The organism is Aeromonas sp. A04 (assembly GCF_047780465.1).
In the GTDB taxonomy this organism is placed as follows: domain Bacteria; phylum Pseudomonadota; class Gammaproteobacteria; order Enterobacterales; family Aeromonadaceae; genus Aeromonas; species Aeromonas bestiarum.
Window position 1 is genome coordinate 88,465 of the sequence record NZ_JBLNHP010000010.1, and the last position, 21,670, is coordinate 110,134.

Below are 21,670 nucleotides of genomic sequence, written 5' to 3' on the forward strand. Positions count from 1 at the left end.
TCATGGCAAATAAAGCTACGCCTGTTTGATCACTTCTGCAAGGGCACCACCAGCAGATCGCAGGGCACTGTATTCATCAGCTGGCGGGCGCTGGAGGTAAGCAGGCTCCAGAAGCTCTGGCGATGACCGCACACCAGCAGATCGATCTGGTAATCCTTGACCGCCTGGTTGACCCGTTCGCTCAGATCGCCGCAGATCACCAGCTTCTTCTCGATGGGGTAGTCCACCGAGGCCAGGAAGGTCTCCAGCTTCTCTTTCGCTTCGGCGATCACCTGATCCTGCACGTTGTCGATGTCGATATCGATCATCTCGGTGTAGAGATCCTTGAGGTCCACGTCCACATGGATCACCGACAGCTTGGCGCCGTTGGAGCGGGCCCGGTCGACCGCCTTCTCGATCACCTTGCGGTTGTCCTCCGACAGGTCGATCGCGGCCAGTATGTGTTTGTAATAGGTTCCATTCATGGGAGTTCTCCTCACTGATCCTGAGTCCACTATACCAATGTCTGATGAAACTAAAATGGTGTATCCGGCACAGTTTTGGGATTTAAACGAGTTTCTTATGGGGCTCTCTTTCGGCCGCAGGTGAAAAATTGGCTATAAATCGAACAGGAGTTTGAAGCAGGTCACACCCGCCGGCTTGCCCGCAAGGGGTGACGGGCATAGGATGTGCCCGTGCTTCGCAATGAACACAAAACAACAAAAAGCATCTGAATACCGCTTTGGGGAGCCTAGTGCTCCCTCTTGTTTTTCTGCCCCCTGACTGCCGATATCCCGCCCGACATCAAGGTAATCCGCGACTTCTTGGTTATGCTGTAGCCAGTTCCTTTGGAGATCCCTTCATGATCATTCACCCGCAGATCCAGGGTTGCGTCGCCCGCAACTGTCACCCCATCGGCTGCCGCGCTGCCGTGTTGCAACAGATCGCCAGCGTCAGGGCGGCGGGCCCGTTCGACGGGCCCAGGCGGGTGCTGGTATTGGGGGCCTCCTCCGGATTCGGGCTGGCGTCGCGCATCGCGCTCACCTTTGGCGCCGGTGCCGATACCGTCGGCGTCTCGCTCGAGCGGGGTCCCTCCGACAAGGGGCTCGGCAGCGCGGGCTGGTACAACAACATCTGGTTTCGCAAGGCGGCGGAGCAGGAGGGGCGCATCGCCGTCAACCTGATCGGCGATGCCTTCTCGGATCTCATGCGCCAGCAGGCCATCGACAGCATACGCCAGCAGCTGGGTCAGGTGGATCTGGTGATCTACTCGCTGGCGAGCGGCATTCGGGTGCTGCCGGATGGCACTCAGGTGCGCTCGGTGCTCAAGACCACGGGCCAGCCGTTCAGTGGCTGGGGGCTGGATCTGGAGCATGACGCCCTGGTGCAGCAATCGCTGGCGCCCGCCACCCCGGAGGAGATCCGCGATACCGTCACGGTAATGGGCGGCGAGGATTGGCAGCTCTGGCTGCAGGCGTTGCAGCAGGCCGATTGCCTGGCGCCCGGTGCCCGGACTGTGGCCTACTCCTACATAGGCCCCGAATCCACCTATCCCCTCTACCGGGACGGCACCATCGGCTACGCCAAGGAGCATCTGCACGCCACCGCCGAGACCATCAACCTGCAACTGGCCGACATCGGCGGCCACGCCTGGGTGTCGGTCTGCAAGGCGCTGGTGACCAAGGCGAGCGCCTATATCCCCGTGCTGCCGGTCTATCTGGGTTTGCTGATGGGGGTGATGAAGGAGCGCGGCGTGCACGAAGGCTGCATCGAGCAGATGCAGCGGTTGTTTGCCGCCAAGATGTACGGGCCCCATGGGGTGGTGGCCGACGGCAACCGGCTGATCCGGATGGATGACCACGAGCTGGACCCGGCCGTTCAGGCTGCGGTCTCAACCCTCTGGTCCAAGGTGACGCCGGACAACTTCCATGCCCTGGGGGATTTCGCCGGGCTGCGGCAGGATTTCATGCAGCTCAACGGCTTCGAGCTGCCTGGCGTGGATTATGGGGCGCCTGTGGATCTGGCCTCGCTGACCGAGCTGCTGCCCTGAGCCAGATGGAGCTGCAGCTCCATCCCTCCCATTTACTCAGAGCCTGTGGCTGGGCTGATCATCAGGCCACGCTGCTGGCCAGTTCATCCTGCGCCGAAGGGGTCGTCGCCAATATGGTCTGGTTGCGGCCCTGGCGCTTGGCCTGATACATGGCCATGTCGGCCCGGTGAATGAGCTGGCCCAGCCCCTCGTCGACCGGTGAGCGCCCGGCAACCCCTATGCTGATGGTCATGCGGGGGTTGTCCAGCTGGGCAATCCGCTGGCGCAGCCGTTCGGCCAGATGCCAGCAATCCTCCGCCGGCAGCGGCACCGCCACCAGAAACTCCTCGCCTCCCCAGCGCCCGACCAGTTGCAGGTCGGGCGCCCAGGATCTCAGCTCCCGCGCCAGCCGCTGGATCGCCCTGTCCCCCGCCTGATGACCATGGCGGTCGTTGATCTGCTTGAAGTGATCTATGTCGATGATGAGCAGGGTGAGCGGGCCCTCCTGCTGCCACTGGGTGGCCAGCCGTTCCAGCAGGGCGCGGCGGTTTGGCAGCTCGGTCAGCTGATCGAAGGTGGCGAGTTTGTAGAGGTGGCGTGAACTGCGGTGCAGCCTGTGGGTGGTGATCCCCAGCAGCAGCAGGGCGCCGGCCAGCAGGCCGACCAGCACCAGCTGGTAGTTGCGGGCACTCTGTTGATGCAGCAACTGCTGACGCTTGCGCTCGTTCTCCTGTTGCAGCGCCCGGTTGCTGGCCTCGCTGCGGGCCAGATCCATCTCTGCCTGGAAGGCGGTGGCATGCTGGCTCAGGGTCTGGTTGAAGTGCTGCTTGTAGTCGCTCATGTAGTCGGTCAGCGCCTGATAGGCCTCGGGATAGCGGCCCTGATCGGCCAGCAGGCTGGCTTGCAGCGCCTTGCTGCTGACACTGACTTGCCCCTGGGAAGTCAGCAGCTGCAGCGCGAGCTGCTTCTCGCCGCGGCCTTGCAGCGCCCGGGCCCGGGTCTCGAGCAGACGTACCCCCGCCTCCGGGTAACCCAGTTGCTGATAGAGTGCCTGCGCCTCGTCCAGACTGCGCAGGGCGCCCGTCCAGTCGCCCTCTGCATTGAACGCCATGGCCTGATAGCCGAGCATGATGGCGCGGTAATCCGGCGCCAGATCCGGGGTGGCCAGCAGGCCGTCGAGCAGTTGCCGGGCCTGGGCGGGGCGATCCGTATCTATGTAGAGCCGCGCCATGTTGGCCCGGATGATGGTCTGGCTGTTGGGCTCGTCCAGTTTCACCATCAGCTGCAAGGCTTCCTGGTAATAGGTTTCAGCCTCCTTGGCCAGGCTCAGGTCGGCATAGAGGTTGCCGAGTGTCATCAGCAGGCGGGCGCACTGCAGGCTGGAGATGGGGTTGTCCGGGGCGGATCGCTTGAGCTGGAAGGCGGTCTTGAGTTCGGCGATCGCCTCTTTCAACTGCTGGGTGCGATAGAGGGCGAGCCCGTTCAGGGCGTGCCACTCGGATTCCTGCATAGGGTGGTCGGCGACGGCTGGCCTGAGCTGGGCCAGCAGGGCGAGGGCCTGATCCGGCGCCTCCGTATCCAGGGTGAGGGCTATCTGCTGCAACCTGAAGTCGAGCAGGCGCTGGGTCTCCTGCTGGGCGCTGGCCAGCCCGCGCGCCCGGGCATTGTCGAGCAGGGCTTGTGGATAGCGCCCCAGGGCGGCCTGGGCCAGGGCTCTGGCATGAAACAGCTCCATATCCTGCTGCGGGTGGGCATCGAGGCGCCGCAGATAGCCGACGGGATCGCGCGCCGCCTGCAATTCAGCCTCTTCCAGCAAGGAGGGAGCAGCCTGCAACTGGGTTATCCAGAGCAGTGCCAGTGCCATAATGAATCTCATTGAATCCTTTCCCCGACCACTGGCGCCATCATAATGGCTGAATCCACCTACACCATGTTTCTTTGCTTCTCTATAACCGTATGGGGGATAGGATGAGGTGAAAAGCTGTCACAACTGAGAGCTGGGGCCACCGTATCTGGTTGATTCGTGATGAAACAGTGGCGACAATCGTGACCAAATCACAGTGGAGAATCAGCATGTTGGCCAAAGCCATGATCGAGAAGTTGAACGAGCAGATTAATCTTGAATTCTATTCCTCCAATCTCTACCTGCAGATGAGCGCCTGGTGTGAGGACAAGGGCTTCGAAGGGGCGGCCAATTTCCTGCGCCAGCACGCGGTCGAGGAGCGCCAGCACATGGAGCGCCTGTTCACCTACGTGAGCGAGACCGGCGCCATGCCGATGCTGGGCGCCATAGATGCGCCTCCCCACGAGTTCAACTCCCTGGGTGACATCTTCCGCACCACCCTGGAGCACGAGTACCACATCACCAAGTGCATCAACGGTTTGGCCCATGTGGCCTTCACCACCCAGGACTACTCCACCTTCAACTTCCTGCAGTGGTACGTGGCCGAGCAGCATGAAGAGGAGAAGCTGTTCAAGAGCATTGTCGACCGTCTGTCGCTGGTGGGCGAGGATGGCAAGGGTCTCTACTTCATCGACAAGGAGCTGGCCGAGCTGGCCAAGGGCGCCCCCGCCAGCGTCATGGATGGCAACGCCTGATAGTCGTGGACACTTAGTGTTCAGCCAGTACAATAACGGCCCCTCGTATAGGGGCCGTTTTCTATTGCAGACGCCATAGAAACCGCTGCGGTGGTTTCTGTTGGGTACAATGACGGTCTTTCGTATAAAGGGGCCGTTTTTCTTTGGATGAGTGAGTGATGATGAAGCAGGTTGATGTGGTGGTGATCGGGGCCGGTGCGGCCGGTTTGATGTGTGCCCAGCAGGCGGGCTATCGGGGCCGATCCGTGTTGTTGCTCGACAACGCCAAGAAGCCGGGCCGCAAGATCCTCATCAGCGGCGGCGGTCGTTGCAACTTCACCAACCATCAGACCGGGCCCCACGCCTTTCTCTCTGGCAATCCCCACTTCTGCAAGTCGGCGCTGGCGCGCTACACCCAGCAGGACTTCATCGATCTGGTGGACCGGCACGGGGTCAACTACCACGAGAAGACCCTGGGCCAGCTGTTCTGTGACGAGAGTGCCAAGGAGATAGTCGACGTGCTGCTCACCGAGTGTGACTGGGCCGGCGTCACCCTGCAGTTCCAGACCGAGATCCTGAGCGTCAGCAAGACGGAAGAGGGCTTCGTGCTCGCGACCAGCCAGGGGGAGATCAGCTGCCAGTCGCTGGTGGTGGCCACCGGCGGTCTCTCCATGCCCAAGCTCGGCGCCACCCCCTATGGTTTCAAGCTGGCGGAGCAGTTCGGCCTTGCTGTGCTGACCACCCGCGCCGGTCTGGTGCCCTTCACCCTGCATCAGGCCGACAAGGAGGCCTTCGCCGATCTGGCGGGGGTCAGCCTGCCGGTGGCCGTGACCGCCGAGGATGGCACCCGCTTCAAGGAGGCCATGCTGTTCACCCACCGCGGCCTCTCGGGCCCCGCCATACTGCAGATCTCTTCATTTTGGCTGGCGGGGGAGAAGATCCACCTCAACCTGCTGCCCGAGCTGGATATTCCGGCGGCCCTCAAGGCATGGGCGCAGGCCCATCCCGCCCAGGAGCTGAAAACCGTGCTGGGACGCGAGCTGCCCAAGCGTTTCGTCGACAAGCTGGTGGAGCTGGGTCAGCTCATCAACAAGCCCATGCGTCAGTACAACGAGCGCGAGCTGGAGGCCATCGCCACCCTGCTGGGGGATTGGCAGATCCTGCCCAATGGCACCGAGGGCTATCGCACCGCCGAGGTTACCCTGGGGGGCGTGGATACCAACGAGCTCTCCTCCAAGACCATGGAGGCGCGCAAGGTGGCCGGTCTCTACTTCATCGGCGAGGTGGTGGACGTGACCGGCTGGCTCGGCGGCTACAACTTCCAGTGGGCCTGGTCATCGGGCTGGGTGGCGGGGCAGTATTGCTGACCTACCTTCGTTCTCATCACCTTCAGACGCGGCCGCTCAGGCCGCGTTTTTTATGGATTGCCTTCCGAGTGGGGCATCTATTAACCCTTCCTGATGGTCGGCAAGAAAGCGGTCAGCAAGCCGATCAGCGGCAGATAGGCACAGACCTGGTACACGGTCTCTATGCTGGTGGCATCGGCCAGCTGGCCCAGCAGGGCGGCCCCTATGCCCCCCATGCCGAAGGCGAAGCCGAAGAACAGGCCGGAGATGGTGCCGACCTTGCCGGGGACCAGTTCCTGGGCGTAGACCAGGATGGCGGAGAAGGCCGAGGCCAGGATCAGGCCTATGATGACCGAGAGTACCGAGGTCCAGAACAGGTCGACGTGGGGCAGCAGCAGGGTGAAGGGGGCGACGCCGAGGATGGAGATCCAGATCACCCGCTTGCGGCCGATGCGGTCGCCGATCGGCCCGCCGAGCACTGTGCCCGCCGCGACGGCAAACAGGAAGGCGAACAGATAGAGCTGGGCGCTTTCCAGCGGCAGGCTGAACTTGTCCATCAGGTAGAAGGTGTAATAGCTGCTCAGGCTGGCCATGTAGAAGAATTTGGAGAACATCAGCAGGCCGAGGATGGCCAGCGACCAGCCGATCTGGCGGCGGCTCAGACCGTGGCCGAGGTGAGCCTTCATCCGTTTATGGAAATTGGCGGCGTGGTGGCTGGACCAGCGCCCGACCAGGCTGAGCACTATGACGCCGACCAGCGCGAACAGCGAGAACCAGGCCGCGCTGCCCTGACCCTGCGGCACTATGATGAGCGCGGCGAGCAGCGGGCCTATGGCCGACCCCAGGTTGCCGCCGATCTGGAACAGCGACTGCGCCAAGCCAGGCTGGTTGCCGGCTGCCATGCGGGCGACCCGGGAAGATTCCGGGTGGAATACCGACGAGCCTATGCCGATCAGCATGGCCGACAGCAGCACGGCGCCAAAGCTGGCTGCCTGCGACAACGACAGCAAGCCGATCATCGTAAAGCCCATGCCGAACGGCAATGAATAGGGCATGGGCCTGCGGTCGGTGTAGAGGCCGATCAGCGGCTGCAACAGCGAGCCCGTGAACTGGTAGGTGAGGGTGATGAGGCCGATCTGGGCGAACGACAGGTTGAGGCCGAGCTTGAGCAGCGGATAGATGGCCAGCAGCACAGACTGCATCATGTCGTTCAACAGGTGCGAGAAGCTGATGGCGGCGATCACCGGATAGGTGGTGGTGTTCAAGGCGTCGTGCGCGGTAGAGGCGGCGAGTGGCTGATCGGTACTGAGGCTCTTTTCCATGAGGGCGGGTTCTGTGATCCTGGGTATGGCTTAACATGCCTGATCCCGGCGCGTCTGGACACCACAAAGTGGTGGTGATCGGGGTTGCCGGTTACGGCGGTGAGAGGATGGGGCGAGCGGATCACGGATCGGCGCTTGTACTCGGCGGGCGGCGGATTAGTATAGAAACCTCGTCGTCGCATTATGCGGGTCGCCACCCGCCATGGAGGGATCATGTTTGAGAGCCTGGGAGTCATCAATGTCTGGACCTGCCTGAGCGGGCTCTTTTCCAAGTCCAGAGGGGCCCGCCATGTTTGAGAGCCTGGGTGTCATCAATGTCTGGACCTGCTTGAGTGGGCTCTTTTCCAAGTCCAGAGGGGCGCGCCATGTTTGAGAGCCTGGGAGTCATCAACGTCTGGACCTATCTGGTCGGGCTCTTCTTCATCATCATAGCGCCGGGGCCCAACTCGATTTATGTGCTGCGCACCGGGGCGAGCCGCGGCGTCGGCCCCGGCTACAAGGCGGCCCTCGGGGTCTTCGTCGGCGACGCCATCCTGATCTTCTGCGCCTATCTGGGCATCGCCTCCCTCATCCGCACCACCCCCTTGCTGTTTACCCTGGTGCGCTACCTGGGTGCCCTCTACCTGCTCTATCTGGGGGTGAAGATCCTCCACGCCAACTTCATCGCCAGGCGGGAAGGAGAGGCATCCGTGGTCGAGCACGGCGAGCGTTACTTCTCCAAGGCGCTGACCCTGAGCCTCACCAATCCCAAGGCGATCCTGTTCTACGTCTCCTTCTTCGTGCAGTTCGTCGACTTCAACTATGCCCACACCTGGGTCTCCTACCTGGTGCTGGCGAGCATGCTGGAGGCCATGAGCTTCGTCTATCTCACCCTGCTGATCTTCGGCGGCACCCTGATGGCCCGCTTCTTTGCGCGCAAGGTACGCCTCGCCAAACTCGGCAATGGCCTCATCGGTCTCTTCTTTATGGGCTTCGCCGCCCGTCTGGCGACCCTCTCGTCTTGACCGGCCTGCGGGCCTGCCAAGCCATGGACGCCCGGTGCCGGGCGTCTAGTCCGGCCAGCAATCCTTGCCTACCCGTACAAAACGGGACTGATGCACGATCAGCTTCTGATTGCCAGACTGGCTGATCTTGGGATTGCGATAGGTCTCGCCGGGCAGCAGATATTTGCTGTCTGCCATGCTGTCCGGCTGGTCACACCCCTGTTTCACCATGAACTCAAAGAAGCTGTTGCCGGTATTGGTGATGCTGCCCGCCGCCTGATCGAGACGATATTCGAACCGCTCCTGGCGGGGTCTCACCACCAGAATGGATTGCAGCGCTATGGTCATCTCGACCGAACTGCGCTTGCCTGCGTTATCGGGTGTGCCGGCCTGCGCCACCGGAACTTCGGTGAAAACGACCCTGTAGTAGCGCTCCTGCCGATCGCCGGGCCCCTTGTAATAGAGTTTGACGTGCTGCCGCTGGTCCGGATGCAGCACAAACCGCTTGGGGGCGAACAGCAGTTCGCCAGGGGCCATGGGTAGAATGGCCTCGTCCGCTGTCGGACTGGTGATGCGATACGCCGCCAGCTCGTAGAGCTTGGGTGTGCTGGCGTTGTTGGTGACGGTGCGGGAGATGAACTCTTCATCGTGCTCCATGATGGCTGTCATGGGGCCTATGTCGATGGCCCATGTCTGGGGGCCGGCAAGCAGCAGAGTCGTCAGCAGAGTCAAACTGCGCGCCAGGTTTTTCATCATTGTCCTGAGGTCCATGTTGATTGCTAACGCCAGCTGCCCTTGATGGTCAGGGTGCCGCTCTGGTGCCGTTCTCCTTCCCACATGCTGCCCTCCGTGGTTTGTGCCGCCCTTGGATCGGTCAGATCAAAGTCCAGCTTGAGCAGGTAGAAGCGGGTAATACCCGGGTTCCCGTTGGGATCTATCCAATTGTGAGCCGGTTGACTGTCTTTGATGGCGAGTGTCCTGATATTGACCGGCACCCGGTCACAGCCGATCGGATGGCGGTAATTGGCGCCATAGCGGGTGGAGTCGAACACCAGCCTGGCGGGAATGGGCACGGCACTCTCGGGTTCCTGGCTATCGGCCGGGTAGAAGGTACAGTTTCCCTGATAAGGGCTTCCCTTGTCCTGGGCCAGTATCATCTCCAGCACGTCGGCCGAGACGGGGCCGCTGTCCGAGATATTGTATTGAAACGACAACACATCCTTGCCGATCTGTCCCTCACGATAGGGATTGGTGATCCCTTCTGACGAGAGAATGGAAACGCTGAAGTGGCGTGGCTTGATGATGATTTCCGTGGTGCCGCTGAACTCGTAATAACCACTCTCGGGGGCATGGCCATTGCGCATATTGAAGTTGATCAGATTTCTAGTTAGCTGATCTTGAAGCCCAAGTTTCACTACCTGCTTGAAAAAATTACTCGACATGAACAAATAGATGGACGTTTGTCCACGCAGTTTACTTACGTTGTATCGTGCACCTTTATTAGCCCAACTGGTGAGATCTGAGCTCATTTGCAAGTCAGCGTTCGCGATGGCTGAGTTCAGAGCACTATTTTTGACGTTGGTATATAAATAAGGTTCGCTATAACTTTGACTGCCATCTTCATTGAAGCTGTAGTCGAGGAAACGGCACAAAATACCGTCACGAGAGCCCACTATATAGTTTTCACATCCCTGTGAACCCGGTAGAACATATGGATTGCCATTACTATCGACAGTTACTTCGCTGATGGCATTAGTCTGGATAAACCTTATATGGCCGGCTTTCTTATGTTGCATCTTGCGTACATACCAATTTCCACTGCTCTGGTTGATGCAGCGGGCACCTGATGCGGCATCGTAATTTATTTTCGTCCTACACAAATTCATTTCACGTTGCAGGACAGACCCGACAGGCATGCTTCTCAAATAGTCGAAAAAGCTGGAACTTAGTTTGCCATGCCCCCAACCTGCAGATGCCCCGAGCAGTCCATAGAAACCTTGTTCATCCACTACTGCGGGTTTATTGACGGCTTCTGCTGTTTCAGGATCGCAGCGGGTATAGGTCATGATACAGCGTTGGTTGATATAGGGACGATGAATGGGACCAATTTCCCACATATCTACGTTCCAGTTATTGATGTCGGTATTCTGCCCATTGTCCACGTATGCGAGACTGACCTGCCCTTTTCCTTTGAGAGAGGTCCAGGCATTGGCACCAGTAAGCCGGGGATCGAGTGAGTCAGTAGGTGCAACAAACAGGTTGCTGTCTTCCTGGTTTTCGATGAACAGGAAGTTGCGTAGCGGCGCATCGCCCAAGACGGTCTTGGAGACGGCGGCCTGGGTGCCGACACTGGCGAGCATGCTGCCGATGAAGCAGGCCGCGATAACTATTTTCGTCATTTTCATGCCATCAACCTCTCACCATGGCGTAAGTCGGCAGGCCGCGACAGATCACATCACCTACCCAGGCGGCGCCGCTCTGCTGCGCCAGATCAAGCTCTGCCTCACAGAATTCGTTGCCGTGCTTGAAGCTCAATACCGGATTGGCCTTGTCCACATCCAGTGAAAACTCACCTGTCTCATTGGTCACAGTGGTGCCGATGTGGTTGTCGATCCTGGCGTTGGCGATCACGCTGCCATCCTCGGCACGTATGATGCCAAAGACGGTGACCATCTCCTTGACCGAGCGGGTGGCATCCAGTTTGGCCACGTTGCCGGGGAACAGGGTGTAGCGCTGCTTGCCGGTGTTGATGTCATAGCTGTCCTTGGTCGTCTTGCTGTTGAGCAGTTCCACTTCGTACTCCTGAAAGGGGGAGAGGGCGACAAAGGTCTTGCTGCCTTCGAGCGAGTACTCCTGGCCATTGATCTTGGCGAGCATCTTGCCTTCCTTGCCAATGCCGGTATCGATCAGCAAGCCGGAACCGGATCGGTTCTGGCTGGAGGCCAGGATCTCATCCCCTGTGGTGATGACAGCACCACGTGCAATCAGGTTGCCGTTCACATCGCCGCCCTGACTGCGACCCAGGGTCAGGGTGCCGCCCGTCATGCTGTTTTCAAAACCCAGGGTCCCCGAGAGGGCCAGGTCATTGTGCTCTGCGCCACTGATGACTTTGGCACCGTTGAGTGTCGCCGTGTTGATGAAGCCCTCCATGCGTTTCTGATAGCTGAGGTTGGCCGTGGTGTGGCCCTCTTCGTTGCTGCTCATGCCCAGACTGAACAGGTTGTCGAACGGGATCGAGTAGTCCAGGGTCAGGCTCTTGTTGTTGAATCCGCTCAGGGTCGCGCTGCTGCTCTGCAGGCTGGTACGCAGCGACAACTGGCCATAGCGACCGGAATAGAGGCTCTGGTAATAGTCGATATAGCTGCGATCGCTCTCCTGCTCACGGTCGTGCGTGGTGTTGAACGAGAGGCTGCCCAGTCTGTCATGCCAGCCGCCCAGGTTGATGCTGATGCCGGCGGTATAAAGATCCAGGGGGGCCGTGGTCAGCTTGCTGCCCGTGTCGAGTTTCTCCTGACTGAGCCAGAACGAGACGTTGTCGTGTACTTGTGCCGTCACGCCGGACGAGATCCGCCAGGAGGCGTCCGAGGCCAGCATGCCCTGCAGCTGGGTACTGACTCTGTCGGTCAGCTGCCAGCTGGCCTGGCTCTCGCTGACCAGGGCATCCTTGAAGCCATAGCCGGTCAGGGTCAGGTTGGTAGTCTCGAAGGTGCGAGCCAGCGACAGCCCCAGCAGGGGAGAGCGGGCACCATCCTGACTGGCCTCCATCAGGCCGCCCCAGGATTGCCAGCCCCACTCCTGATCGAAGCCCAGGCTGCTGTTGAGTTTGGTGACGCGCTGATTGCTGGATTCCGTCAGGCGGCCATCGATATGGATCTCGACCGTGACGCTGTAGGAGCCGTGGGGGAAGCGGCTGGTATCGATGCGGTGGTTGCCGATCGAGAAATTCTGCAGGCCGATCAGCTTGCCATCCCGATAGACCCGAACCTCACCCGCCGAGGGCATGAAGACCTGGATCGGGGTGGTGGATTCACTCTCGTTGACGGTACGTGAGCGGGCCTGATTGCCGTAAGAGAGCCCGTAGATCCGGCCTGCGTTCAGGGCGGATACGCCCCCCAGGGTCTGGAGGTCCCAGGTCGACACCATGCCGGTCGCAAAACGGCGATCTTCGATATCCCGCTCATACATGGCGCGATAGAGGGAGCCGTTCTGGTTCGTTTCCCCCAGATTGTAGAGAGAACCATCAAGGTCCAGATGGTGTTCACTGTACCCCACCAGGCTGTTCAACTGGGCGAAGTTGGTGCTGGTGCTGCCCGCCTGACGACTGTTGGCAAAGGAGTAGCCCAGGTTGTAGCGATTGACGCTGGTCAACGCCTCAACGGAGGGCGTCAGGCTGGTCTTGGCCACACTGACACGCTTTTCGCCAAAGGCTGCCTTGGTGACTTGTATGGTCAGCAGCATGGCGATCAGATCCAGCTGCAGGGTGGCGCTGTCGTTGATGACCAGCCGTCCGTCTCTGGAGAAGGTGCGCAGCTGATTCTGTTGCAGCAGCTCCACCAGCTCCTGGCGCAGGGCCACATCGCTCTGGCCCTGGTTGAAGTCCAGGTTGAGCAGATGCAGCGCGCCGTCCCGCAGGATCAGCGTGGCGTTGCCAACGGACTCTTCGGTGGTGGTGTCGAGTGCCAGCGCCTGATCCTGATACTGCAGCCTGACCGGTACGGCAATGCCCTCTGCCAGTGCACTGGCAAAGCTGGCAGGAATGATGATATTGGCGATTTTGAGTGGCGCTGAGGCGCTGGCCGAGGCTGACATCATGATCAGCAATGAGACTGGCAACAGGCAGGCTTTTTTCAACATATCACGCACCATGGCTCTAAATTTCGGCAAAACAACACAGCCACTCGACCGGGTGGTGGAGGCAGTACCAGTACAAAGGATTATTTGATGACGACGAATTCCTGGCCCAGCCAGAGGCCGACATGGCTCTTCGGATCCCGGAGATCAACCTGGCGGAATTGGCGTTGCTTGCCCGGCAGGTCGTAATAGGTCTCCTTGCACTGTTCCTTGCGCTGTTTCAGGCAAGTGCCATACGCCACTGTGCGGTATGAGGCGTTTCCTTTATTGGTCAAGGTGTCGCCTTGCAGAAGGTAATCGAACTTCTGCTGGCGCGGTGTAACCACCAGGATGGTGCCTATCTGGGCTGAGGTGGTGGCGACCGCCTGGCGGCGTTCGTTGCGCTGGTCGTCCATCGACAGGGCGGTATCCAGCCAGCGGATGCGGTAGTAACGCTCCTTGCCATCCTGCGGGCCCTTGTAAAAGAAGCGCACGTTGTTCTTGGCGTTGGCGGGGAGCATCAGCCGGCTTGGCGACAGCATGAGTTCACCGTCCACTTCCATCGGCATCTCTTGTCCGCCCTCTTCCGGGGAGGAGATGCGTGTCACTGTGACAGTGACCAGTCTGGCCTGATCGCTGGCGTTCTCGATCTCTTTGGCGACATCCTGACTGCCCGCATCAATAAAGGTGGTAACCGAGCCGACGTTGATCGCCTGGCTTATTCCGGGAATAAACAGCATCCATACCCCCAGCATTTTCAGGTTCATGTGATCTCCTGTGAATACAAAGGGCCCCGCAGGGCCCCGAATGATATGCGTTGAGGCAATCAGGCCCAGTTGGCCACGAACTCGACGTTGACTTCGCCGCTCCACAGACCGTCTGGCAGGGCTTCAAAGGTGGCCGTGCTGCCGTTGGCAGTGGCGCTTTCAATGTTGAAGCTGAAGGAACCCTGCGCCGTGGTGCGTTGGGTGTCCTCCTTGAAACCCTGGGCTATGGGGGAGAGGTTGCCGCCTGTGATGCCCGCCGCCGTATCGATCAGGGTGGTGTAGGCCGTGGTGCTGACCGGTGCACCGCCCCACAACACGCCCACATCGACTGTGGAGTTGCCACCCAGATGGTTCAGGGTGCCGTTCAGCTTCTTGGCTTTCAGAATGAAGGAAGTCGCGCTGGCATCCCCCTTGATGGCGACATCGAACAGGCCGTTGACGGTATTGAAACCCTTGATCCCTTCGGCGTACTGGAAAGAGAGGCTGGAGAGCGGGGTGACAACCAGCTCGGAGGTAGTGTCTTTCTTGGCGGTTGCCTGCCATGTTGCGACTGCCGAGGCTTCTACGGCTGCCTGGGTGGCAGCGGTAAAACCCAAACCTACAACTGTCAGCGCAATCAGAGTCTTTTTCATCTTGATGTTTCCTACAGGTTTCCCGATGAGTAGCCTTGAGCCACCCGTTTGATTCACTGCACCCGAGGTGCATTCGTTCTTCATCCCCGGGGTATATTTGACCAAGGGGTGTTGCCGGGCCCCGAAACATAATGTTCCGTCACCCAGCTCATCTTTTCGCCGACCAAGATAACCGCCAGACCTGCTTGGATCGATCTAATGGTGTGTAGGAAAAGTCCTAAAAGGTAGTTGTTACGTACAACTTCAGATGCATGTATATCCCTGCGGCTCTGTCATGGGTCATTTAAAGTTATAACTTTGATTTTTAAGCATTTTGATGCTTTTCTTATCAAGATGAATCGGGCGTCTGGCGAGCGGTTGCGAATGATGTTTGAGTCGGCGATGCGGTACAAATGAACCATAAGATTCAAAAGAATATTTGTACTTATAACTAATTGATAAATAGATATAAAACAAATCGTTCAAATAGCGTTCAGGTCACTTTATTAGCGTTTTATTTGAATTGTGTAACATATTATTAATATCAAAGAGCCGTATGGTACAGGTGCTGATTTTGTAGTTAGTATACGCTAAATCAAATGAGTCAACGGTAGGTAGGTATATGGCAAGGATATTGATAGTCGATGATCATCCCGCAATAAGAATGGCAGTGAATATGCTGCTTAAACAGGATGGGCACCATATTCTGGCAGAGGTTGATAATGGTGTTGATGCTATCTCTTCGGCTAGGAAACATCAGCCTGATATTGTGGTGCTCGATATTGGCATTCCCAGACTGGATGGTATTGAAGTTATCAAAAGACTGAAGGATCTGGATGCCAGCATCAAAGTGATTATTTTATCAGCACAATCAACTCATCATGTCATGGTGCGTTGCCTGCAGGCCGGGGCTGATGGATTCATGTCCAAGCTGGACGAGTTGTCGCTATTGAGAAGTGCGATCGTAAAAATAGAGAAAGATCAGCTCTATTTTCCAAGAGATATTATCGCAGGCGCCAAAAATGCTCATTCAGTAGACAGGGAAGATCTATTGTCAGCACTCTCGGATCGTGAAATGAGTGTGCTGCTGCAGATATGCCAGGGCCATGCAAACAAGCAGATAGCGGAAAGCATGTTGCTCAGCGAGAAGACGGTCAGCACCTACAAGACCCGCCTGATGCAAAAGCTCAATGTAACCAACATGGTTGACCTGATCAGTCTGGCCAAGCGGCAAGAATTGATGTGAGCAAGATGAAATTACTTCTGATCTTGCTCGTCAGCCTTAGTTCGCTCAGTTCGTTTCTTGCCCCTGCCCATGAACTGGAAGATAGCCTGCTGCATGTCTATGCGCGGGATGACAACGAGTATCTCGGCAAGCAGGCACTACCTCTGCGTGCCGATGACTGGCTATGGTTGCGCAATCGTGAACGGCTGATCCTGGGGGTGCCGATGCCGGACAACCCCCCCATGGACATTACTCTGCGTTCCGGTGCCTATGAAGGGGTTACCGCCGACATTGCCGGTATGTTGAGTTATTTGTTGCACGTCGAGATAGCGGTGAAGAAGCTTCCGTCACGGGCGGCGGCCATAGCTGCGCTCAAGCGGGGGGAGATCGATCTGTTGAGTACCTCAAATGCTTATGAGGAGGAACAACAGTTGCTATTAACTGATAAATATATGGAAGATGACCCCGCCATATATAAAAGCATACACGTAAAGGAGCGTGATATAAAAACGGTGGCCGTCCCAGAGTATTATCTGCCAACTCTTGATGTGATGCGTTACCTGCCTGGCGTTCAAGTAAAGTTATATTCCTCCCGCTATAGTGCCTTGTCGGCTGTCGCTTATGGTCAGGTCGACGCTGTCATGGTGGATATGATTTCTGGTAATTTTATCGTCAATAAATTCTACCAAGACAGCATTCAATTACTAAGGCCCTTGTATGTGGATACTCATGGTTTCTCATTCGCGCTGGAAAAACAGAATCGGCGCCTCAAGAAAATAATTGATATTGCATTGCATGAGGTATTGGAAGGCAAGCGCGAGGAAATTGCCAAACGTTGGAGCGGTGGTGGACTCTCCATCGATGCCAAGAGGATAGGGCTGACCAGTGGTCAATGGGCATGGCTTGGCCAGCAGAGAAAGCTCCGGATTGCGGTCAACAGCGGTATTCCGCCGCTGAGCTTCCTCGACGTGAACGGTACCTTGCATGGCGTGACTGCCGATCTGTTGCAGGTACTGAGGGCGAAACTGGGAGTGGAGATCGAGGCGGTCCCGGTCAAGACGATCAAGCGCATGATCCAGCTGCTGGATGAGGGGAGAGTGGATGCTGTGGTAATGAGCCCATCGGTGGAGCGCAAGCGTCGTTTTCTGTTCAGCCGGGCCTTCGTGCTGGATCCCTTGTCTTACGTGGTTGGCGTGAAACATGAAGCGAGTGAACCGGACACCCTGCTCAAATTCGGGACTGTGGCCGTGGTCAAGGATTTCATTTCGGCGCAGGCCATAGAGGAGGTATACGGCAGGTTGAGGACTCGCCCGTTTGACAAGATTGAAGATGCACTGCGTTGTGTCGCGACCGAGGTATGTGATGTGACTGTACTGCCGCTGCGGGTGGCCAAGTATTACGTCAACAGCAAATTTCCCGACAGCTTGCTTATCACGGGCGAGTTATTCGATTCGATTCCGATTGGTGCCGCGTTTGCGGTATCCCAGGAGAACACAGTACTGCGCAATATTCTGGACAAGGTGATCGCAACCATGCCGCCGGACGAGCTGGAAGGGCTCTCCAATCGCTGGCGGGTCAGTACCCAGCAGGAGGCGATCACCTGGCAGGAACTGGTACGCGAGTTTGGCATCTTTATTTCACTGATCCTGCTGTTGACCCTCCTGGTCAGCCTGTGGAGTCTCTCCCTGCGCAAACAGATGCGCGAACGTCGGGTTGCCGAAGTGGCGCTGAGTGCCCAGCTCAAGTTCATTGAAGATCTGGTGGACGGCACGCCCCATCCCATCTATGCCAGAGACCAGGATGGGCGGCTTATCCTCTGCAACAGCAGCTATGCGGCCTTCTTTGGTGAACCGAAAGCCGGCTTGCTGGGCGCAGGCCTGGCCGCTGATGGTGAGCGTTGGCCCTTTCTCGCTCCCCTGTTTGCCGATCTTGCCGCTGCCCGCGAGGAGCGACAGGCGCAGGAGGGGGATCATCGTCTGGTCATGGTGAACGGGGCAGTGGATGTCTATCACTGGGTCCAGCCTTATTACGATCTGGATGGCAAGGTGCAGGGGGGCATTGGCGGCTGGATCGATGTGAGCGAGCGCCTGCGCCTGCTGGATGATCTGGCGGTGGTCAGCCAGGAGGCGCAAGAGGCCAATCGCGCCAAATCGACGTTTCTGGCCACCATGAGCCACGAAATTCGTACCCCCATGAATGCCATCATTGGCCTGCTGGAGCTGACTCTGCGGCGAGATCGTCTGCATGAGGAGGATAAAGCCTCGCTCTCCATCGCCCATGGCTCGGCGACGGATCTGCTTACCCTGATCGGCGATATCCTGGATATCTCCAAGATAGAGTCGGGGCGGCTCGAGCTGGTACCCGAACCCCATGACATAGCGGCCTTGACCGAGTCTGTCGTCACGGTGTTCAACGCCCTGGCCAGACAGAAGAATCTGCAACTGGAACTGGTTATCGGAGCGACCCATTGGGTGCAGGTAGACGGCCTCTGTTACAAACAGATCCTGTCCAACCTGATCAGCAATGCCATCAAATACACTGAGCTGGGTTCGGTACGGGTCGAGCTGCAGCTATGGAGCAGTGACGGCTGGTGTATCTTGCAACTGGTGGTCAGGGATACCGGGATAGGGATAGCCCCGGCGGAACTGGCGAGGCTGTTTCAGCCCTTCAGCCAGGCCAGCCAGCCCGAGCACATCCAGCAATCCGGTACGGGCCTCGGCTTGATGATCTCTCGCTCACTCTGCGAGTCAATGGGGGGATCCCTGGTGCTGGAGAGCGAGTTGGGTCGTGGCACCCGGGTGTGTGTCGAGATGAAACTGCCCCTTGCCACGGCCGTGGAGAAACCCCTGCCAGGCGAACTCGACTCAGTGATGGCGCGCGGGGATAGGCTGCGAGTGATGATAGTGGATGATCACCCCACCAATCGGCTGCTTATCAGTCAGCAACTGGCCTATCTGGGGCATGAGGCCATGGCGGCCGAGTCGGGTGAGCAGGCGCTGGCGCTCTTCGCCGAATACCCCTTCGATGTCGTCATCACCGACTTCAACATGCCCGGCATGAACGGGTTCGAGCTGACCCGGCAGTGCCGTGCGCGGGAACACCTCAATGGCAGGCACCGTTGTGTGATCCTGGGTCTGACGGCCGATGCGCGTCAGGAGCAGGTGAACGAGGGTCATGCGGCTGGCATGGATGATTGTCTGTTCAAGCCGGTAGGGCTGGAGGCGCTCGATCATTGCCTGCGTCGGCATATGCAGCGTGAGGAGCAAGCCGATGTCGCCGCCTGCATGCAGGAGATCAGGCAGTGTCTCGGGCCGCTGACCGGTCACCAGTCAGCCCTGATGTTGCCCCTGCTGGCCGAATTTGTTCGTGCCAGTGACGACGACCTGCAGGCGTTGCAACAGGCGGCGACTGCCGGGGAGCTGGCCCGCTTTCTGGATTATGTTCATCGTCTGAAAGGCGGAGCCAGGATCATGGGGGCCATGCAGCTGGTTGCCACCTGCAGCGAGATAGAGTCCGGGGAACTGAACGCACAAACCCTGCCCATGGCGTTGCAGCGCCTGCAACGTGTCTATCACATTGCCAGGCTGGCCATAGTGCGGTTGCAGCGCGCAGAACCTGGATGAGAATGAAGGCATGGTGACATGCCTTCATGACTGCTCAACCGTGCCAATACACCATCAACTCATAGGCGGCCTCACCTGTCTGGTGGGGCCGGCTCGAAGGGGCTTGATAGCTGAGGTAATAGCGGGTGGCTTGTGCCAGGGTCAGAGGATGTGTGGAGGGGATCCGTTGACCATTGAGCGTGAGACTGATGGGAGTGCCGGCCTGTTGTGTCAGGGTGCCATATAGTTTGCGGGCTTGCAGTTGATAGGTGGTATTGAAATCCGGGCTGCTGATATTGGCCGCCAGGGTGTGAATGGGATACTGCGTCTGGTTTGAATTGACGGGTTGGAGGCCGGGATGGGTCAGTGCTATTTCCATCCTGGTATCTTTACTGGCGGTAGCTGGCCAATTGAGTTGACGGGTCAGGGTGTCGGCCTGGGCGGTTGCACCACAGCACCCAAGCAGTAACGCCACCAGCATTCCTTTCTGAGACATATGGTCATCTCCTGGATCTAGAGGTTACCCCGTTGTCGGGGTCATCCGTTTATCGACTCACCTGCCAGAAAGCTTAGTTTGACGCTCGTGATTCGGAATGAGCTGACACGGAATACGGGGTATGATCCCGCGCCTTGGTGCATATCTTCTTCATTGATACGGGATCCCTGTCTTGCTCGAAAATCAGATGATGTTGTTGGCGGTATTCGAACGGGCGGCGTTGATGCTGATGACCCTGTTCTTCCTGACCCGCACCAGGCCGTTCCAGCGGCTGTTCCAGAAGCGGGATCACACCCCGGCCGAGCTGGTGCTGGTCGCCTCCATCTTCGGCCTGTTCGCCGTGTTCAGTACCTACACCGGCATTCCGGTGGAAGGGGCGCTGATCAACGTGCGGATCATCGCCATCATCTCGGGCGGCATACTGTTCGGCCCCTGGGTTGGCATCCCGGCCGGGGTCATCTCGGGCCTGCACCGTTACCTCATCGACATGGATGGCCACACCTCGATACCTTGCCTCATCGCCAGCATCATCGCCGGTCTGCTCGCCACCTGGTTGCACCTGCGCTGCCGCAAGTCGCGACTCTGGCTCTACGGCATACTGGCGGGCATGTTGTGCGAGGGGCTGACCATGTTGCTGATCTGGCTGCTGACCGAACCTCATGAGGTAGGGGTGGAGATCGTCAGCCACATCGCCTATCCGATGATCGCCGGCGCGCTCTGCATCGGGCTCATCATCAAGCTGGTGCAGGATCTGGATGACGAGAAAGAGCTGATTGCCGCCAAGCAGGCCAAGCTGGCGCTCGATATCGCCAACAAGACGCTGCCCTTCTTCCAGAAGGTCGATCGCCACTCCCTCGGCCAGGTGTGCGGCGTCATCTGCAACGAGATCCATGCCGATGCGGTGGCCATCACAGATACCCGTGACGTGCTGGCCTACGTGGGGGTAGGCAAGGATTACTACGAGCTGGACGAACACCACGCCATCAGTGGCATGACCCAGCAGGCCGTGCTGCTGGACCAAATCATCATCAACAACGATCTGCGCCAGTATCACCTGTCAGATTTTCACTCTGTCATCATCATTCCTCTGCGGGAAAACGGCGCCGTCAGCGGCACTCTCAAGATTTATTACCGCCGCACCCACAGCATTACCAGCTCGCTGCGGGAGATGGCGGTGGGCCTCTCCCAGCTCATCTCCACCCAGATGGAGGTGTCGCGTATCGAGCAGTTGAAGGAGATGACTCGCAAGGCGGAGTTCACCGCACTGCAGAGCAAGATCAACCCGCACTTCCTGTTCAATGCCCTCAACGCCATCTCATCCCTGATCCGCATTCGTCCCCAGCAGGCGCGCCAGCTCATTGCCAATCTGGCGGACTACCTGCGCTACAACCTCAACAAGGGGGATGAGCTGATCGACATTCAGGAGGAGCTGCAGCAGGTGCGCGACTACGTGGCCATCGAGCAGGCCCGCTTTGGCGACAAACTGGAGGTGGTGTTCGAGGTGGACGACGTCCACATCCAGGTGCCGAGCCTGCTGTTGCAGCCGCTGGTGGAAAACGCCATCCTGCACGGCATCCAGCCCCGCAGCGCGCCGGGCCGGGTCACTATCGAGGTGAAGCAGCTGGCGGGTGGTATCCGGGTGGCGGTGCGCGACACCGGCTATGGCATCAGTCAGGCGGTGATCGATGGGGTGGCTGCCGGTCGGGTGGAGAGCCGCAGCATAGGCCTGATGAACGTTCATCAGCGGGTCAAGCTGCTGTACGGTGACGGCCTGCAGCTCAAGCGGCTGGAACCGGGTACCGAAGTCTGTTTCTATCTGCCGGATCAGGAGGCCATGCCATGCTGAGAGACATCACTGTTGAGGACGAGTCTCTGACTCGAGAGGTGCTGACCTGCTCTTCTT

Annotated in this window: 16 protein-coding genes; 7 read left to right on the top strand and 9 right to left on the bottom strand. The window is 58.6% G+C overall.

Annotated elements, in window-relative coordinates:
* Positions 1-29: 29 nt before the first annotated feature.
* Positions 30-464 (bottom strand): universal stress protein, encoded by a 435-nt coding sequence (locus ACM3N8_RS20410; protein ID WP_042873586.1) that lies wholly within the window; start codon positions 462-464, stop codon positions 30-32.
* Between the two features lie 377 nt (positions 465-841).
* On the opposite strand from ACM3N8_RS20410, the gene fabV reads away from it, so the two are divergent.
* Complete coding sequence (gene fabV, locus ACM3N8_RS20415; RefSeq protein ID WP_416016540.1) at positions 842-2,029, top strand: enoyl-ACP reductase FabV; 1,188 nt, start codon at positions 842-844, stop codon at positions 2,027-2,029.
* A gap of 61 nt (positions 2,030-2,090) precedes the next feature.
* Here fabV and ACM3N8_RS20420 read toward each other — a convergent pair whose 3' ends face one another.
* Positions 2,091-3,872: a diguanylate cyclase domain-containing protein gene (locus tag ACM3N8_RS20420; protein WP_353851974.1), complete on the bottom strand. Its 1,782-nt coding sequence runs from the start codon at positions 3,870-3,872 to the stop codon at positions 2,091-2,093.
* Between the two features lie 209 nt (positions 3,873-4,081).
* Between ACM3N8_RS20420 and ftnA the strand changes: the two genes are divergently transcribed.
* Together ftnA and ACM3N8_RS20430 are read left to right on the top strand one after the other, a co-directional pair.
* Positions 4,082-4,606 carry a non-heme ferritin gene (gene ftnA / locus ACM3N8_RS20425; RefSeq protein ID WP_043140307.1) on the top strand — a complete coding sequence of 175 codons (525 nt, stop codon included), beginning with the start codon at positions 4,082-4,084 and terminating at the stop codon, positions 4,604-4,606.
* A 161-nt stretch (positions 4,607-4,767) separates the two neighbouring features.
* Positions 4,768-5,952, top strand: coding sequence for an NAD(P)/FAD-dependent oxidoreductase (locus tag ACM3N8_RS20430; RefSeq protein WP_416016544.1), 1,185 nt, complete (start codon positions 4,768-4,770; stop codon positions 5,950-5,952).
* An 80-nt stretch (positions 5,953-6,032) separates the two neighbouring features.
* On the opposite strand, the gene ACM3N8_RS20435 is transcribed toward ACM3N8_RS20430, so the two are convergent.
* Positions 6,033-7,253, bottom strand: a complete 1,221-nt coding sequence (locus ACM3N8_RS20435; RefSeq protein ID WP_416016541.1) for an MFS transporter — start codon at positions 7,251-7,253, stop codon at positions 6,033-6,035.
* A 365-nt stretch (positions 7,254-7,618) separates the two neighbouring features.
* Here ACM3N8_RS20435 and leuE point away from each other — a divergent pair, with 365 nt between their 5' ends.
* Positions 7,619-8,257, top strand: coding sequence for a leucine efflux protein LeuE (gene leuE / locus ACM3N8_RS20440; RefSeq protein ID WP_290019340.1), 639 nt, complete (start codon positions 7,619-7,621; stop codon positions 8,255-8,257).
* A 45-nt stretch (positions 8,258-8,302) separates the two neighbouring features.
* Here the strand turns inward: leuE and ACM3N8_RS20445 are convergent, their stop codons facing one another.
* From ACM3N8_RS20445 to ecpA, 5 genes are all read right to left on the bottom strand, one after another.
* A complete protein-coding gene (locus ACM3N8_RS20445) occupies positions 8,303-8,989 on the bottom strand; it encodes a fimbria/pilus periplasmic chaperone (protein WP_290022938.1) in 687 nt (228 codons plus the stop codon).
* A gap of 26 nt (positions 8,990-9,015) precedes the next feature.
* The gene (locus ACM3N8_RS20450; RefSeq protein WP_290022889.1) at positions 9,016-10,641 is read right to left on the bottom strand and encodes a hypothetical protein; all 1,626 of its coding nucleotides are present in this window, start codon (positions 10,639-10,641) and stop codon (positions 9,016-9,018) included.
* Between the two features lie 4 nt (positions 10,642-10,645).
* Positions 10,646-13,090, bottom strand: coding sequence for a fimbrial biogenesis outer membrane usher protein (locus ACM3N8_RS20455; RefSeq protein WP_290022888.1), 2,445 nt, complete (start codon positions 13,088-13,090; stop codon positions 10,646-10,648).
* A gap of 80 nt (positions 13,091-13,170) precedes the next feature.
* A complete protein-coding gene (locus ACM3N8_RS20460) occupies positions 13,171-13,833 on the bottom strand; it encodes a hypothetical protein (protein WP_098981129.1) in 663 nt (220 codons plus the stop codon).
* A 59-nt stretch (positions 13,834-13,892) separates the two neighbouring features.
* Complete coding sequence (gene ecpA, locus ACM3N8_RS20465; protein ID WP_274453148.1) at positions 13,893-14,465, bottom strand: common pilus major fimbrillin subunit EcpA; 573 nt, start codon at positions 14,463-14,465, stop codon at positions 13,893-13,895.
* Positions 14,466-15,066: 601 nt separating this feature from the next.
* On the opposite strand from ecpA, the gene ACM3N8_RS20470 reads away from it, so the two are divergent.
* Together ACM3N8_RS20470 and ACM3N8_RS20475 are read left to right on the top strand one after the other, a co-directional pair.
* Positions 15,067-15,690, top strand: coding sequence for a response regulator transcription factor (locus ACM3N8_RS20470; RefSeq protein ID WP_098981124.1), 624 nt, complete (start codon positions 15,067-15,069; stop codon positions 15,688-15,690).
* A gap of 5 nt (positions 15,691-15,695) precedes the next feature.
* Positions 15,696-19,292, top strand: a complete 3,597-nt coding sequence (locus tag ACM3N8_RS20475; protein WP_416016542.1) for a transporter substrate-binding domain-containing protein — start codon at positions 15,696-15,698, stop codon at positions 19,290-19,292.
* A 34-nt stretch (positions 19,293-19,326) separates the two neighbouring features.
* On the opposite strand, the gene ACM3N8_RS20480 is transcribed toward ACM3N8_RS20475, so the two are convergent.
* Positions 19,327-19,767, bottom strand: coding sequence for a hypothetical protein (locus ACM3N8_RS20480; RefSeq protein ID WP_241280457.1), 441 nt, complete (start codon positions 19,765-19,767; stop codon positions 19,327-19,329).
* Positions 19,768-19,939: 172 nt separating this feature from the next.
* On the opposite strand from ACM3N8_RS20480, the gene ACM3N8_RS20485 reads away from it, so the two are divergent.
* Positions 19,940-21,613, top strand: coding sequence for a sensor histidine kinase (locus ACM3N8_RS20485; protein WP_043140345.1), 1,674 nt, complete (start codon positions 19,940-19,942; stop codon positions 21,611-21,613).
* Positions 21,614-21,670: the final 57 nt, after the last annotated feature.

Bases quoted from the DNA above. Each gene is read 5' to 3' on its own strand.
- ACM3N8_RS20435 (WP_416016541.1), bottom strand. From the start codon at position 7,253: ATGGAAAAGAGCCTCAGTACCGATCAGCCACTCGCCGCCTCTACCGCG.
- ecpA (WP_274453148.1), bottom strand. From the start codon at position 14,465: ATGAAAAAGACTCTGATTGCGCTGACAGTTGTAGGTTTGGGTTTTACC.
- ACM3N8_RS20470 (WP_098981124.1), top strand. From the start codon at position 15,067: ATGGCAAGGATATTGATAGTCGATGATCATCCCGCAATAAGAATGGCA.
- fabV (WP_416016540.1), top strand. From the start codon at position 842: ATGATCATTCACCCGCAGATCCAGGGTTGCGTCGCCCGCAACTGTCAC.
- ACM3N8_RS20480 (WP_241280457.1), bottom strand. From the start codon at position 19,767: ATGTCTCAGAAAGGAATGCTGGTGGCGTTACTGCTTGGGTGCTGTGGT.
- leuE (WP_290019340.1), top strand. From the start codon at position 7,619: ATGTTTGAGAGCCTGGGAGTCATCAACGTCTGGACCTATCTGGTCGGG.
- ACM3N8_RS20455 (WP_290022888.1), bottom strand. From the start codon at position 13,090: ATGTTGAAAAAAGCCTGCCTGTTGCCAGTCTCATTGCTGATCATGATG.
- ACM3N8_RS20450 (WP_290022889.1), bottom strand. From the start codon at position 10,641: ATGAAAATGACGAAAATAGTTATCGCGGCCTGCTTCATCGGCAGCATG.
- ftnA (WP_043140307.1), top strand. From the start codon at position 4,082: ATGTTGGCCAAAGCCATGATCGAGAAGTTGAACGAGCAGATTAATCTT.
- ACM3N8_RS20475 (WP_416016542.1), top strand. From the start codon at position 15,696: ATGAAATTACTTCTGATCTTGCTCGTCAGCCTTAGTTCGCTCAGTTCG.
- ACM3N8_RS20460 (WP_098981129.1), bottom strand. From the start codon at position 13,833: ATGAACCTGAAAATGCTGGGGGTATGGATGCTGTTTATTCCCGGAATA.
- ACM3N8_RS20430 (WP_416016544.1), top strand. From the start codon at position 4,768: ATGAAGCAGGTTGATGTGGTGGTGATCGGGGCCGGTGCGGCCGGTTTG.
- ACM3N8_RS20420 (WP_353851974.1), bottom strand. From the start codon at position 3,872: ATGGCACTGGCACTGCTCTGGATAACCCAGTTGCAGGCTGCTCCCTCC.
- ACM3N8_RS20445 (WP_290022938.1), bottom strand. From the start codon at position 8,989: ATGAAAAACCTGGCGCGCAGTTTGACTCTGCTGACGACTCTGCTGCTT.
- ACM3N8_RS20410 (WP_042873586.1), bottom strand. From the start codon at position 464: ATGAATGGAACCTATTACAAACACATACTGGCCGCGATCGACCTGTCG.